A 15,336-nucleotide genomic window follows, 5' to 3' on the forward strand; every position below is an offset into this window, starting at 1 on the left:
CCTCCATACCCTTGCTTGTCTCCGGAAAAAGGCATACCTTTGCACCCGCAATCCGGAAGCTCCTTTCGGCGGAGAGATTACATTACCTTGGCAATTCGGTCTAATGTGACTGAAAGTAGTGGGACGGCTCTTCTCTCCATAATAAACCTGTTACATACTCTGCGTCCCGTCTTGCAGAATAATTTAGAAGCATCCCTCCTTCGATGGACAGGTGCGATAAAATTATTTGTGCAAGATGAACAAACGGATTACTTTCTGCCGTGCCTGTTATACCGGCCGGACTTTATTCACATACCACTTCACCGCTTTTCGAAGGCGATGCGCATCCTCTTTCGGGCGCTTCGCTCCTCTTGCTTCGTTTCTTGTGCTTATCAACTTCATTGTCGTTTGACTTAATTCCTATCAACATGAAGAAGATTCATTTATGGATAATGAACCTACCCTTGTTGACGGTCATCGGTTCTGTTACCTGGAGCGACATTGGTGTAGATGTGGTGAAAGACTTCTGCTTTGCCGGACGGACGGGCAAGTCTTCTCACCATCTTGTCGCTACCAAGACCGACACGAAAGCAGACTATGTGCCCCGCTATGTCTGGCCAGGCACCAGCCTGACTCAGGTTGACGCGGCGGGAGCGGATAATGTAGATTGTACTTTCGGCTATTGCAATTAGAAACAAGTCAATATTTTTCTATATAGGCAGAGCGTCCTGGCTTTTGTCCTTCTATGGGCAGGCAGGATGCTCTTTTTTTGTTTGTCTTCCTGTTGCCTAATTCAAATGCTTGCTGTATCTTTGCGCCCGATTTTATGGGAGCTGCCCGAAAGGAGCAGCCGTGTATTCCAGATTAACCACGTAAAAAACAGGAACGAATGAAACAAACTGTATCTGTACCCTTTATGCTGCTGGGCATTCTCTTTAATGTTTGCCTCATTGCAGCCAATCTTCTTGAGACAAAAGTGATTTCAGTGGGCGGGCTGACCGTTACGGCGGGCCTGCTGGTATTTCCCGTTTCCTACATTATCAACGATTGTATTGCCGAGGTGTGGGGTTTCCGCAAGGCGAGGCTTATTATCTGGACGGGCTTTGCGATGAACTTCTTTGTCGTGTCGTTAGGACTTATTGCCGTGGCTCTGCCTGCCGCTCCCTTTTGGGAGGGAGAGGCTCACTTCAATTTCGTCTTCGGCATGGCACCCCGCATTGTGGCGGCCAGTCTGGCAGCATTCCTTGTAGGCTCGTTCCTCAATGCCTACGTCATGAGCCGGATGAAGCTGCGCAGTGGTGGACGGCATTTCTCTGTGCGTGCCATAGTTTCTACGGTGGTAGGCGAAACCGCTGATTCATTGCTGTTCTTTCCCATAGCATTCGGAGGAATCATAGTCTGGCGGGAATTGCTGACCATGATGGTCTTGCAGGTACTGCTGAAATCACTCTACGAAGTAATCATTCTGCCGGTTACTGTGCGGGTAGTACGCCTTATCAAGCGTATAGACGGTAGTGATGCCTATGATGAAGGCATTTCCTACAAAATATGGAAAATCAAAGAACTATAATCTCCATAATCTTATTTTATGTACAATGAAACAGCCTTGGTCGTGTTCAGCGGTGGGCAGGACTCGACCACATGCCTTTTCTGGGCAAAGCGAGAATTTAAGGACGTGCGTGCCTTGAGCTTTCTTTACGGACAAAAACATGCGAAAGAAGTAGAGTTGGCACAGAACATCGCCCGCCAGGCCGGTGTAACCTTTGAAACAATGGAGCTTCCCCTTATCGGTACGTTAGGTCATAACGCCCTGACGGATACATCAATGCCTATGGACGAACAGATTCCTGACGGGCAAACTTGTCCTAACACTTTTGTGCCTGGCCGTAATCTTTTCTTTCTCAGTGTTGCTGCGGTCTATGCCCGCGAACGTGGCATCCGTCACCTTGTCACGGGAGTGTCGCAGACTGATTACAGCGGTTATCCGGATTGTCGGGACTCGTTCGTCAAGTCTCTCAATGTAACATTGAACTTAGCTATGGATGCACAGTTTGTCCTTCATACGCCGCTGATGTGGTTGGACAAAGCAGGTACCTGGGCGCTTGCCGACGAATTGGGAGTGATGGACTTGGTACGTCGCGACACTCTGACATGTTACAATGGCATACCGGGGGACGGTTGCGGGCACTGTCCTGCCTGCAAACTGCGCCGTGAAGGGCTGGAACAATACCTTGCTTCCATTCATCATTCATATTAATCATTAAAATCACTAACCATTATGGAAGAATTGCGCGCTCAACTGAATGCTTTGGGCAAAAAGACAGAATATCGCCAGGATTATGCTCCGGAGGTATTGGAAGCATTCACTAACAAGCATCCTGAAAACGACTATTGGGTACGTTTCAACTGTCCGGAATTTACCAGTCTGTGCCCCATTACCGGGCAGCCAGATTTTGCCGAAATCCGCATCAGCTATATCCCAGATGTGAAAATGGTAGAGAGTAAGAGCTTGAAGCTCTATTTGTTCAGCTTTCGGAACCATGGTGCGTTTCACGAAGACTGCGTCAATATTATTATGAAAGACCTTATCCGACTGATGGATCCGAAGTACATTGAGGTTACTGGGTTCTTTACTCCACGTGGTGGAATCTCCATTTATCCGTATGCCAATTATGGGCGACCGGGGACAAAGTATGAGCGTCTGGCAGAGGAAAGGCTGTTCCGGCATGATTCCAAGCAAGAGTGAAGAGCCTTATCATAAAATGAAGAATTTCGGTGTCTCACGTTGTCGGGAACACGAAATTCTTCATTTATCTTTCCTTTATTTATTCTAAGCGCCTGTTTTATTTCCCCTTTTGCGGTTGTCTTGGGCGATGCGTAGGTGAGATATTTCAATTGCGTTCCGCTGCCAATGGCAAAAGTGATTTTCTTAACAGGCTTTTGGTTCTCTCTTTATTTTGAGGTGATTAGAGATTTCGTGCTTACCACAGATGTCCCGTGTGTATAAGACGACTTCTGATAAACTCTTCCTGAAAAGTTTCCAAGCGATAAGCAGTCTATTTCCAAGCGATAAGCACCTTACTGCTTATATTTTAGAAGTCGGGTGGTGATTATCAGTGAAATACAGGATACACCATTCGCAAGACGAAAAGTTTAAATCACTTTCTTATCCGTTGATAACCATATACGGCCAAATCACCCAGTTCTTCCTCGATGCGAAGCAGTTGATTGTACTTAGCCATGCGGTCGGACCGGCTGAGCGAACCAGTCTTGATTTGTCCGCTATTAGTAGCGACGGCAATATCAGCAATGGTAGCATCCTCCGTTTCGCCCGAGCGGTGTGAGGTGACGGTCGTATAACCGTGTCGGTGAGCCATTTCGATGGCATCCAATGTCTCGCTAAGGGAACCAATCTGATTCACTTTGATAAGGATGGAATTGGCGCATCCCAGCTCAATGCCCTTGCGTAGGAATTCAACGTTGGTTACAAAAAGGTCATCGCCTACCAGCTGGCAACGGTTGCCGATACGTTCAGTCAACTTCTTCCAACCATCCCAGTCATTCTCGCTCATGCCATCCTCAATAGAGTCAATGGGATATTTCGAGATGAGCTCTTCCAGATAGTCAATTTGTTCATCGGCCGTGCGCTTCTTTCCTTTCTCACCTTCAAACAAAGTGTAGTCATAAACGCCATCTTTATAAAATTCGCTGGAGGCACAGTCCATACCTATCTTTACATCTTTGCCCGGCTCATATCCGGCAGCACGGATGGCAGACATGATACAGTCCAGAGCATCTTCCGTGCCATTCAGGGCAGGAGCGAATCCTCCTTCGTCACCTACAGCAGTACTCAGGCCGCAGTCGTGTAATACCTTTTTCAGCGCATGAAACACTTCTGCTCCCATACGCAAACCTTCGCGGAAAGTGGGTGCACCTACCGGGCGAATCATAAACTCCTGAAAGGCAATGGGAGCATCGCTGTGCGAACCACCGTTGATGATGTTCATCATGGGTACGGGCATCACATACGTATTCACACCGCCAATGTAACGGTAAAGTGGAATGTCCAGATAATTGGCCGCTGCCTTGGCCACAGCGAGAGACACTCCGAGAATGGCATTGGCCCCCAGATTGGATTTGGTAGGCGTGCCGTCCAAAGCCAGCATCTTATAGTCAATGGCACGTTGGTCGAGAGCGGACATACCAGTCAATGCAGGTGCAATGACCGTGTTGACGTTGGCTACTGCTTTCAGTGTACCTTTTCCGCCATAACGCGATTTATCGCCGTCGCGCAATTCCAATGCTTCATGTTCGCCGGTAGACGCACCGGAAGGTACAGCAGCACGACCTGTCACTCCCGATTCCAACATTACATCTACCTCTACTGTGGGGTTACCGCGCGAGTCGAGTATCTCGCGGGCCATGATTCTTTCAATCTTCATAACAAATCAGTTTTAGTGGTTAGTTAAGTTGAGGGCAAAGGTAGGAGGATTTGATGATACGGTCAATACCTACTAATTGGGATAAGTGGTGCCTCTGTATATTCAGGCACCGAATTCTTTCGTGTTTATCTTGGTGAGAATGTTGGAGAAGAAAACAGCTTCACGGACCTTGTCGGCACGGTTTTGCGTACTCTGTGTTTTAGTCAGGATTTGTGTCGGATCACCAGTAATGCACGGCTTCATGCTATACGCAGTATCTATAAAGTTGGTGACTGCTTAGTAGGAATCTATTAATGATTATTAAGTATTATCCCCATAGGTAGGTATTGTTTTTTTGTGCTTCTCTTACGTGTGTTCAGAGTTATTATACCCACATAAAGCGATTGTGTATATGCTTCTTCTATGTCTACCTTTGCAGCACAATAAATTAATATACTGACAGATATTTATGAAGACCTCCATTTTATTTTTGCTATTGACTGCACTTTTTGCTTATGAAGTCCACGCGCAGCATCATCATCGTCGTGGTCATCAACGTGGGGCAGGGCAGCAGGCTACCGTCAGCGGAAAAATCTCTTCAGCCGAAGGCGAAATCATAGACTATGCCGGTGTCTATCTCAAGGGCACTTCGTATGGAGCTTACACGAATGAGAAAGGTACCTATCAGTTCCAGGCTCCGGCCGGTGAATATACACTTGTCGTTTCGGCTATAGGCTATCAGGAAGTACAAAAAAAAGTTACGTTGAATCGTGGTGAGAAACGCGTGTTCGATCTTACGCTCCAGCCCGAACATGAGCAGTTGAACGAAGTGGTGGTGACAGCTTCCGGGGTAAGCCGTGTGCGGCGTTCTGCTTACAACGCTGTGGCAGTGGATACCCGTGAGATGCAAAATACCACCAAATCGCTGAGTGATGCTTTGGCCCAGTTGCCCGGCATGAAGTTGCGCGAGAGTGGTGGCGTTGGTTCGGATATGCAAGTCACATTAGACGGATTCAGCGGGCGGCATGTCAAGATATTCATTGACGGAGTCCCGCAGGAAGGTGCCGGCAAGGCATTGGACCTTAATAACCTGCCTGTTAATTTTGCCGAGCGTATCGAGGTGTACAAGGGTGTCGTACCGGTAGGATTCGGTACCGACGCGTTGGGTGGCGTCATTAATATTGTTACCAATAAGCAACGTCGTGCCTGGCATTTGGATGCCTCTTACAGCTACGGTTCTTTCAATACCCATAAATCTTATGCCAACTTTGGACAGACTTTCCGCAACGGATTGATGTATGAGGTAAACGCTTTCCAGAATTTTTCTGACAATGATTACTATATTAACAACTACATTGTGGAGTTTGGCCCCGATGGCACAACGAGCAGCAACCCCAATGACATCCGTCGGGTGAAGCGTTTTAATGACCAGTTTCACAACGAAGCCGTCATGGGAAAGGTGGGAGTGGTAGACAAATCTTGGGCCGACCGTCTGGTATTGGGATTTACTTACAGCAATTACTATAAAGAGATACAGACTGGTGTTTATCAGTACATCGTGTTCGGGCAAAAGCACCGTCGCGGACATTCTTTTGTTCCCTCGCTGGAGTACACCAAACGCGATCTTCTTACGAAGGGGCTGGATGTGGTGCTGACAGCCAATTACAACCATAACTTGACGCAGAACATTGATACTGCCTCTTACCGATACAATTGGCTGGGAGAACGGCAGTATCTCACGTCACCCGGCGAGCAGTCGTATCAGAACAGTGAGTCGACCAATAAAAACTGGAATGCCTCGCTGACAGCTAATTATCGCATTGGTCAGGCGCATGCTTTCACATTGAACCATGTGTTGAGCACCTTCGAACGCAGCACGGTGTCCTACCTGGGAGGTGCTTCTAAAATTACCGATTACGATATACCTAAGCTGACTCGCAAGAATATCACCGGACTTTCCTACAGACTGATGCCTTCCGAAAAGTGGAATATTTCCGCTTTCGGGAAATACTATCGGCAATACAACCGCGGACCGGTGTCGCAGAGTAGTGACGGTGTAGGTAGTTATATCGAAATGAGCAAGCGCGTCAGTGCTTGGGGATATGGTACGGCAGGCACCTGGTTTGTACTTGAGGGGCTGCAAGCCAAACTTTCGTATGAGAAGGCATATCGCCTGCCTACCACCGATGAACTTTTCGGCGATGAAGACTTGGAAGCCGGACAGATGACCCTTCGTCCTGAAAACAGCGATAACCTCAACCTGAATCTCAGCTATAACCGGCATTTCGGACGGCATGGACTCTACGTGGAAGGCAGCTTTATCTACCGCGATACGAAAGACTATATCAAACGCACGCTCTCTACTGTGGGAGGAACGAGCTTCGGCATGTACGAGAACCACGGTCACGTCCGGACAAAGGGATTTAATCTTTCTGCCCGTTACACCTTTGACCGTTGGCTCAGCATGGGGGGAACCTTCAACAATCTGAATGTGCGTGATGCCGAGCGATACCTGGCTGGAAACACCCAGCAGCAAAGCCTGACCTACAAGCAGCGCATGCCCAACCAGCCTTATACGTTTGCCAACTTCGATGCTTCTTTCTATTGGCACGACTTGTGGGGCGATGGCAATATCCTGACGCTGACTTACGAGGGGTTCTATCAGCATGAGTTCCCCTTGTATTGGGAAAAACTGGGAGACCCTACAACTAAGAGCCGGGTGCCCGACCAGTTGTCGCACAACCTTACGATTGGTTACTCGCTGAAGAACGGACGTTATAACTTTTCCTTCGAATGCCGCAACTTCACCAACGAAAAACTGTACGACAACTTCAGTCTGCAAAAGGCCGGGCGGGCATTCTATGGCAAGTTTCGCGTGTACTTTGGCGGATGATTTTTCTGGCTGTCATTCGATGACGTAGTTGGAGTGAAGCAGTCCGGTTCTTTTCATACAGACAGGACGGCTTTCCTGATGAACTCTTCGTAACAGACTGCCAGGCGATAAGAAGCCAACTGCCAAGCAATAAGCAGTCTGCTCGTTATATATTAGGAGCAGAACGCTGATTATCAGTAGAATATAAAACACCCATCCCTACGGGTGGGAAAGCTTAAATCCACTTCAATGTGTGAAGAACAAATGAACGAATCAATAACTCTAAAATAAAGAAAGACAATGAAACAACAATTTGCATGGGGTTTGGTTGCCGCCCTTTTGACAGGCAGCTTGGTGACAGCTTGCAGTGACGATGAAACTGGTGGCAACGGTGCAGGTGGAGGAGATGCCACCTACCAGAGCCGCTACGTTATAGCCGCCCAGGCGGGTGGGGATGAGGGAGCCACTTATCTGGTGACTACAGACAACTTGGACAGCGGTACGCTCTCCACTCTCGGCAACGGAACGGAAACCGAAAGCGGCTCCAATTGGATATGCTACGGCGAGAAGTACCTTTTCAACTTTCAGTACAATGACGGTGCGCAAGGCACTGGTTTTGCCTATGCCCTCGACCCAACTACCGGCAATGCATACGAAGCACGTCGCTACACCTACAACCGTACCACAACCTACGGAACTTGGGGAGAGAATGTCATCACTGCTTCTACCAACGATGGAAATCAGGAACAAGATGCCGAAGGAAACTATGCTAAATACTTGCAATTCAATTATCTGAATGCTTATACGGGTAACTCTTCCACCGGGTCTCATTTAGCCGAGAATTTTTTGGGAAATGGCGAGATTGTCAGCTTTGCCGGTTTTGAGGAAGCCAACGGCAAACTCTATACTTCTGTGGTGCCTATGGGCATGAGCCACTATGGCGTGAATACTTATCCTGAAATGATTACTGACCCTAAGCTGGTGACCGACCACAACGGCGGCTCCGGTTCTGGTTCGTATACACCGGGGCAGATTCCTTCTACTCAATATCCCGACATGGCTTTTGTCGCTATTTATAGCGGGGACAGCTTCGATGAAACGCCGGTTATTGCACAGACCGACAAAATCGGTTATGCTTGCGGTCGTATGCGTTCACAATATTATCAGACTATCTGGGCTGCCGACAACGGTGACCTTTATGTATTCTCGCCGGGATATGGGCGTACGGCGACTGCCGAAGAACAGGTGACCGACAAGCAGGACGGGACGTTGCATACTCTTTATAAGGTGCAGGGCCAGTTACCTTCGGGCGTAGTCCGTATCAAACAAGGGGAGACAGAGTTTGACGAATCGTATTACGTGAACCTGGAGACGTTGGGCAATCACAATCCGATGTTCCGCTGCTGGCATATTACGGAAGATTATTTTTTACTGCAGATGTATAGCGAAGGAGCCGACAACATGTCTGGCACCAGTGCTCCCCGCAATGAGTTGGCTATCTTCAAGGGCGAAGAGGGAACGCTGACTGTACTGTCCGGCAACAGCGGTTTGCCGACAGCCGATGTGATTTCTTCTTTCGGTGTACCCTTCAGCGACAATGGTTATGCCTACATGCCCGTGACAGTAAACGATAACAGCAGCAGTCCGGCTATCTATAAAATTGACCCGAAGACGGCTACGGCTACCAAAGGTCTGGTGCTGGAAGCCGACGGAGTGTCTGCTCTGTGCAAGCTTTCGGCCGAGTAATCCAGCTATGATACATTGCCTGACGTGATGAAGAAAGTATTCAGAAAGATACACCTCTGGCTCTCCGTTCCTTTCGGCATTGTCATTACCCTGATATGCTTTTCGGGTGCCATGCTGGTGTTTGAACAGGAAATTGTAGAGCATACCCATGCTTCACTGTATGAGGCTGAACGTCCTTCGCCAGATGCCAGGCCCTTACCTTTGGAGCAGTTGGTGGCCCGTGTGGCAGCAGGTTTGCCCAGCGATGTTTCGGTGTCTGGGGTCAGTGTGCCTTCCCGGCCGGATAAAGCGTATCGGGTGACACTGTCCAAACCAAAACGGGCTGCCGTTTATGTCAATCCTTATACGGGTGAAATCACGGGGAGGTATGAGCGTACTCCGTTTTTCCGCACGATGTTCAGTCTGCACCGTTGGCTCTTGGGTAGCCGTCCGTCAGACGGTGGCATCTTCTGGGGAAAAATCATTGTGGGTGTCAGCACCCTGCTTTTTGTCTTTGTGCTACTGACCGGTCTGGTTATTTGGTGGCCCCGCACGAAAAAAGCCTTTAAGAACAGTCTGAAGGTGGTTTTTCGTCGGGGGTGGCCCCGGTTCTGGTATGGGTTGCACGTGGCAGGCGGGATGTATGCCCTTTTACTGTTGCTTGTCATGGCACTTACCGGACTTACCTGGTCTTTTGGCTGGTACCGTACCGGATTCTATGCCCTTTTCGGGGTAGAGATGCAATCCGGAGGCGGACATGCATCGGGAGGCAGGCAGGGGAAGGAAGCCGAGAAAGCGAGAATGCCCCAAACGGATTTCGTTCATTGGCAGCAAGTATATGAGCAACTGGCAGCAGAGAATCCCAGTTATCAGGAAATTACAGTCAGCACCGACCAGACGGCAACGGTTTCTTTTTCGGGTTTGGGCAATACGAGAGGAGCCGACCGTTACCGCTTTGATGCCGTTACCGGAAAAATTACAGATGTGACACTTTACCGCGACCAGCCGGCTTCTGGCAAAATGCGTGGCTGGATTTATTCCTTGCATGTCGGGACGTGGGGAGGTATACTGATGCGCATACTGTATTGCCTGACTGCCCTTTTGGGTGCCACCTTGCCTCTTACCGGCTATTATCTGTGGATACGTCGGTTGGTGCGTCGCCGCCAGCATTGAATCTTATTTGCCCAGTTCCCAGAAGGCCACGGCAGAAGCGGCAGCTACATTGAGTGAGTCTACACCGTGTGCCATGGGAATTCGCACCACATAGTCGGCATCGGCAATGGTGTTGTGCGGTAATCCATCTCCTTCGGTGCCCATGATGATGGCCAGTTTAGGTTCGTTCTTTAGTGGGGGTACATCAAGGGGGATGGATTTTTCTGTTAGAGCCATGGCTACAGTTCGGAACCCCAGTCGGCGTATCTCCTTGAGTGAAATGTCTGTCCATGTCCATGGGATAAGAAATACAGATCCCATGGATACGCGCACGGCCCGTCGGTTCAGCGGGTCACACGAGTCGGGGGTCAGTAGCACGGCATCCATGCCGAGGGCTGCGGCCGAGCGAAAGATGGCTCCGATGTTGGTCGTGTCTGTCACACCTTGTATGACTACGATGCGTCGGGCGTTGCGGCATACTTCTTCTACATTTGGGGGCACTGGACGCCGGAAGGCGCAGAGCACTCCCCGTGTCAGGGTGTAGCCTGTCAGTTGCGAGAGGATTTCCCGTTCGCCAGTATAGATGGGAAGGTTGGTATGGCATGCGATGATATCTGCCGCATCGCCTTCGATGTGCTTGGGCTCGCAGAGAAGGGCTAACGGCTCGTAGCCAGCGCTCAGAGCTACACGAATTACTTTGGGACTTTCGGCAATGAATATTCCTTTTGTCGGTTCCAGCCGGTTGCGCAACTGGGCTTCGGTCAGTGAACTGAAGATTTCTACTCCGGGGTGGCTTAATGATGTGATTTTGATGATGGGCATATCTGGATAGAAGTTGGGGATTCTTGTTCCCGGAAGGTCAGGAAGAAAGACGCGGATCATACCACCGGATTAACTGATAGAACTCATCCGTATTTTGGTATAATCCGCGTCTTAAAGGATTATGTTATTTCATGAGAGAGGCATTGGAGTTATTTCAACACACCCAATTCCTTGCCGACCTTAATGAAGGCTTCGATGCATTTGTCGAGGTGAGCTTTCTCATGTCCGGCAGAAATCTGTACGCGGATGCGGGCCTGGCCTTTCGGAACAACCGGATAGTAGAATCCTGTAACATAGATACCTTCTTCTTGCAGGCGTGCAGCATAAATCTGCGACAGTTTGGCATCGTAAAGCATGACGGCACAGATGGCACTTTGTGTGGGCTTGATGTCGAAACCGGCGGCAGTCATCTTGTCACGGAAGTAGTTGACGTTTTCTACTAACTTATCGTGCAGTGCATTGCTTTCCTTCAGCATCTTGAATACTTCCAAGCTGGCACCGATAACGGCGGGTGCTACCGAGTTGGAGAACAAGTAGGGACGGCTGCGCTGGCGCAACAGGTCGATAATTTCCTTGCGGCCGGTGGTGAATCCTCCCATGGCACCTCCGAAGGCTTTGCCCAATGTGCCAGTATAGATGTCTACGCGGCCATACGTGTTATACAGTTCGCTCACACCGTGTCCTGTGGCGCCTACCACACCGGCAGAGTGCGATTCGTCTACCATTACCAAGGCGTCATATTTCTCGGCCAGATCGCAGATTTTGTCCATCGGGGCAACATTACCGTCCATTGAGAAAACGCCGTCGGTCACTACGATGCGGAAACGTTGTGCCTGGGCTTCCTGCAGGCATCTTTCCAGGTCGGCCATGTCGGCATTGGCATAACGGTAGCGTTTGGCTTTGCACAAGCGTACGCCGTCAATGATGGAAGCATGGTTCAGAGAATCGGAGATGATAGCGTCTTCGTCTGTGAAGAGCGGTTCGAATACGCCTCCGTTGGCATCAAAGCAAGCGGCATACAGAATAGTGTCTTCCGTCTTGAAGTAATCAGAAATGGCAGCTTCTAATTCTTTGTGGATGTCTTGCGTGCCACAGATGAAACGGACAGATGACATGCCATAGCCGCGGCGGTCCATCATTTCTTGCGCTGCCTTGATGAGGCGCGGGTTGTTGGACAAGCCCAGATAGTTGTTGGCGCAAAAGTTCAGCACTTCTTTGCCTTTTACTAAAATAGTTGCCTGCTGGGGGCTTTCTATCAGCCGTTCTTTTTTGTAGAGACCGGCTTCTTTTATCTCAGCCAGTGTGTTGGTGAGATAATCTTTCATTTTACCGTACATATTATTTCTTTTGTTTTTAAAGGTTGAAACACTTGTTCCCCACAAAGGACACCATTTTTCTTGGAATAAGCAAGCTTTTCGAGGAAGAATCTTTGGAAAAGCGATGAAAGTAATGAAAAAAGTGCTACCTTCGCATATCATTTACATTTTAAAATATCATTGCGCATTATGAAGAATATATTGGTTATCGGCTCAACGGGGCAGATTGGCTCTGAGCTGACAATGGAATTAAGAAAACGGTATGGTGGTGAACATGTGGTGGCCGGTTACATTGCCGGTGCCGAACCGCAGGGCGTATTGAAGGACTCGGGTCCCTCAGCAAGAACGAACGTGACAGACCGCCAGTCGTTGGAATTGGCTGTGAAGGAATATAATATAGATACTATCTATAATTTGGCTGCCTTGCTTTCTGTGGTGGCAGAAAGTCGGCCTTCTATGGCTTGGAAGATTGGCATTGATGGTTTGTGGAACGTATTAGAAGTGGCCCGCGAGTACGGATGTGCTGTTTTCACTCCCAGCTCCATAGGTTCTTTCGGTGAATCTACTCCTCACAACAAGACTCCGCAAGATACCATCCAGCGTCCGCGCACTATGTATGGTATCACTAAAGTAACAACAGAGTTGTTGAGCGACTATTACTATACTAAGTATGGTGTAGATACGCGTGCTGTCCGTTTCCCCGGCATTATTTCTAATGTAACGCTTCCCGGTGGTGGCACTACCGATTACGCCGTAGAAATCTATTATGCAGCCGTGAAAGGCGAAAAGTTTGTCTGCCCGGTCAAGGCTGGTACATACATGGATATGATGTATATGCCCGATGCCTTGAATGCGGCCATCTCGTTGATGGAAGCCGACCCCAGCCGCTTGAAACACCGCAATGCCTTCAATATTGCTTCTATGAGCTTCGACCCGGAGGAAATCTACAAGACAATTAAGAAATATGTGCCCGATTTCCAGATGGAATACAAGGTAGACCCGTTGAAGCAATCTATTGCTGACAGTTGGCCCGATTGTTTGGACGACACTTGTGCCCGCGAAGAATGGGATTGGAAGCCTCAGTTTGATTTGGAATCCATGACGGTAGATATGCTTGAGAAACTCCGTCAGAAGTTGAATAAGTGACGCAGAGGAAATGAAGAAGTTGTTGACGGGTTGTTTAGCCTTGGTGCTGTGCACTTCGTGTGGAAACGGTAAGAATGGAACAGATCCTTTTGATGCTCTTACCCGGATGGTGGATTCTGTCGGATTCCCATCGACAAGTGTGCCGGCCATTGATTCAGCGGTTGTATTGAAACCGTTGGAGGCAGATGAGTTGTTTGACGACTTCATATTCAATTATGCGTTGGACAGAACTTTGCAGATGCAACGCACCGTGTTCCCTTTGCCTTACGATTGCAACGGGACATTGAAACGAATAGAAAAAGATGCATGGCAACATGATAATCTGTTTGCCGAGCAGAATTTCTATACGTTGATGTTCGACCGTGAGCGAGACATGGATGTGGTGGGTGATACGGCATTGACTTCTGTACAGGTAGAGTGGCTGTACCTCCAACAAAGAGAGGTACAGCGCTACTATTTCCAACGAAAGAGGGGAATGTGGATGCTTGATTCTATTTCCCGACATAAGATACCGGAAGAGGAGAACATGCGTTCTGGATTCATCTCTTTCTATGCCCGTTTCGTTACAGACAGTCTGTATCAGAGGCAACATATCCATTCTCCTTTAATGTTCGTTACTCTCGATCCCGATGATGAATTCTCCATTTTGGAGACAACTCTTGATGTAGACCAATGGTATGCTTTTCGGCCTATTATGCCGATCGATCCATTGTCTAACATTTGCTATGGTCAGCCAAACAATCCGAACTCTTCTACCAAAATTCTGAAAGTAAATGGGATTGGAAACGGCTATTCCAACATCTTCTATTTCCGGAAACGGCATGGAGAGTGGGAATTATACAAATATGAAGATACAAGTATATGAGAAAATACTCATTGCGAGCGCACAATACGTTTGGTTTGGATGTTTTTGCCGACCATTTCCTGGAATACCATTCGGAAGATGAATTGCGGGAGTTGATAAGTGAGGGGCGGGTAACTGTTCCTTTCCTGCACATCGGACAGGGGAGTAACCTGTTATTCACGGGCGATTATTATAAAGGCACAGTGTTACATTCGTGCATCAGAGGTATTACTGTGGTTTCTGAGGACGAGAATACTGTGTGTGTGCATGTGGGTGCCGGAGTGGTTTGGGATGATTTTGTCTGTCATTGTGTGACCAAAGGATGGTATGGAGTAGAGAATCTTTCTCTTATTCCAGGAGAAACCGGAGCTGCGGCAGTGCAGAATATTGGAGCCTATGGTGTGGAAGTGAAAGATGTGATTGTTTCAGTGGATACAGTCGACTTGAATGGACGGAAGCGGGTTTATTCTGTGGATGAATGCTGTTATTCTTATCGTCATAGTCTGTTCAAAGAGCCGTCTTCGAAATCTGTGTTTGTTACGGGTGTACAGTTCCGTCTGAATAAGATACCGCGTTTTGTGCTTACTTACGGTGCTTTGCGAGAGGCCTTGAGCGATGAGAAGACATTGACTCTGCAGGCAGTCCGTGATGCTGTTGTCCGTATCCGTCGGAGTAAACTGCCCGATCCGGCAGTATGTGGTAACGCCGGTAGTTTCTTTATGAATCCTATTGTATCCCGTGCCTGCTGGCAGAAACTTTTGGCTCTCTATCCTTATATGCCTTATTATGAAGTCGATGCTGAACGGGTGAAGATTCCTGCGGGGTGGTTGATTGAACAATGTGGTTGGAAAGGCAGGAGTTTAGGTCAGGCTGCTGTTTATGACAAGCAGGCATTGGTGCTGGTCAATCTTGGTGGTGCTACAGGGGCAGACATTGTTGCTTTGGCTAAAGCTGTGCAAGATTCTGTATATCAGAAATTCGGGATTTCCATTCAGCCAGAAGTTCTTTTTGTGGGAGATGGGATGAAAACAGAATAATCTATCAAAGGCTTGTTTATAC

The 15,336-nt window shown here is 48.5% G+C and carries 13 protein-coding genes; 10 read left to right on the forward strand and 3 right to left on the reverse strand.

The features are described from left to right. The first annotated feature begins 407 nt into the window (after positions 1 to 407). The 4 genes from B5F34_RS10385 to queF all read left to right on the forward strand — a co-directional run bounded on the left by B5F34_RS10385 (position 408) and on the right by queF (position 2,725). Positions 408 to 671, forward strand: a complete 264-nt coding sequence (locus tag B5F34_RS10385; RefSeq protein ID WP_140392994.1) for a hypothetical protein — start codon at positions 408 to 410, stop codon at positions 669 to 671. 197 nt (positions 672 to 868) lie between these two features. Beyond that, entirely contained in the window at positions 869 to 1,549 is a 681-nt protein-coding gene (locus B5F34_RS10390) for a queuosine precursor transporter (RefSeq protein ID WP_087338422.1), read from the forward strand. Positions 1,550 to 1,567: 18 nt separating this feature from the next. Continuing rightward, entirely contained in the window at positions 1,568 to 2,236 is a 669-nt protein-coding gene (gene queC / locus B5F34_RS10395) for a 7-cyano-7-deazaguanine synthase QueC (protein ID WP_087338425.1), read from the forward strand. A 21-nt stretch (positions 2,237 to 2,257) separates the two neighbouring features. Continuing rightward, positions 2,258 to 2,725, forward strand: a complete 468-nt coding sequence (queF, locus tag B5F34_RS10400) for a preQ(1) synthase (protein WP_087338428.1) — start codon at positions 2,258 to 2,260, stop codon at positions 2,723 to 2,725. 412 nt (positions 2,726 to 3,137) lie between these two features. On the opposite strand, the gene eno is transcribed toward queF, so the two are convergent. After that, positions 3,138 to 4,421 carry a phosphopyruvate hydratase gene (gene eno / locus B5F34_RS10405; protein WP_087338430.1) on the reverse strand — a complete coding sequence of 428 codons (1,284 nt, stop codon included), beginning with the start codon at positions 4,419 to 4,421 and terminating at the stop codon, positions 3,138 to 3,140. 448 nt (positions 4,422 to 4,869) lie between these two features. Between eno and B5F34_RS10410 the strand changes: the two genes are divergently transcribed. The 3 genes from B5F34_RS10410 to B5F34_RS10420 all read left to right on the forward strand — a co-directional run bounded on the left by B5F34_RS10410 (position 4,870) and on the right by B5F34_RS10420 (position 10,170). Further along, positions 4,870 to 7,293, forward strand: a complete 2,424-nt coding sequence (locus B5F34_RS10410; protein ID WP_087338433.1) for a TonB-dependent receptor — start codon at positions 4,870 to 4,872, stop codon at positions 7,291 to 7,293. 279 nt (positions 7,294 to 7,572) lie between these two features. Then, positions 7,573 to 9,018: a DUF4374 domain-containing protein gene (locus tag B5F34_RS10415; RefSeq protein WP_087338436.1), complete on the forward strand. Its 1,446-nt coding sequence runs from the start codon at positions 7,573 to 7,575 to the stop codon at positions 9,016 to 9,018. A 27-nt stretch (positions 9,019 to 9,045) separates the two neighbouring features. Beyond that, positions 9,046 to 10,170, forward strand: coding sequence for a PepSY-associated TM helix domain-containing protein (locus B5F34_RS10420; RefSeq protein WP_087338439.1), 1,125 nt, complete (start codon positions 9,046 to 9,048; stop codon positions 10,168 to 10,170). A 3-nt stretch (positions 10,171 to 10,173) separates the two neighbouring features. On the opposite strand, the gene B5F34_RS10425 is transcribed toward B5F34_RS10420, so the two are convergent. Further along, positions 10,174 to 10,971, reverse strand: coding sequence for an RNA methyltransferase (locus B5F34_RS10425; RefSeq protein WP_087338556.1), 798 nt, complete (start codon positions 10,969 to 10,971; stop codon positions 10,174 to 10,176). A 149-nt stretch (positions 10,972 to 11,120) separates the two neighbouring features. After that, complete coding sequence (gene kbl / locus B5F34_RS10430) at positions 11,121 to 12,308, reverse strand: glycine C-acetyltransferase (protein WP_087338442.1); 1,188 nt, start codon at positions 12,306 to 12,308, stop codon at positions 11,121 to 11,123. A 168-nt stretch (positions 12,309 to 12,476) separates the two neighbouring features. On the opposite strand from kbl, the gene B5F34_RS10435 reads away from it, so the two are divergent. The 3 genes from B5F34_RS10435 to murB are packed head-to-tail and all read left to right on the forward strand — an operon-like array spanning position 12,477 to position 15,314. Further along, a complete protein-coding gene (locus B5F34_RS10435) occupies positions 12,477 to 13,433 on the forward strand; it encodes an NAD-dependent epimerase/dehydratase family protein (RefSeq protein ID WP_087338445.1) in 957 nt (318 codons plus the stop codon). A gap of 10 nt (positions 13,434 to 13,443) precedes the next feature. Beyond that, entirely contained in the window at positions 13,444 to 14,298 is an 855-nt protein-coding gene (locus B5F34_RS10440; protein ID WP_087338448.1) for a DUF4348 domain-containing protein, read from the forward strand. Continuing rightward, positions 14,295 to 15,314, forward strand: a complete 1,020-nt coding sequence (murB, locus tag B5F34_RS10445) for a UDP-N-acetylmuramate dehydrogenase (RefSeq protein ID WP_087338451.1) — start codon at positions 14,295 to 14,297, stop codon at positions 15,312 to 15,314. Before B5F34_RS10440 ends, murB begins: the two co-directional genes overlap by 4 nt. The last annotated feature ends 22 nt before the right edge of the window (positions 15,315 to 15,336 follow it).

This window comes from Mediterranea sp. An20, assembly GCF_002160055.1.
Taxonomy (GTDB): domain Bacteria; phylum Bacteroidota; class Bacteroidia; order Bacteroidales; family Bacteroidaceae; genus Bacteroides; species Bacteroides avicola.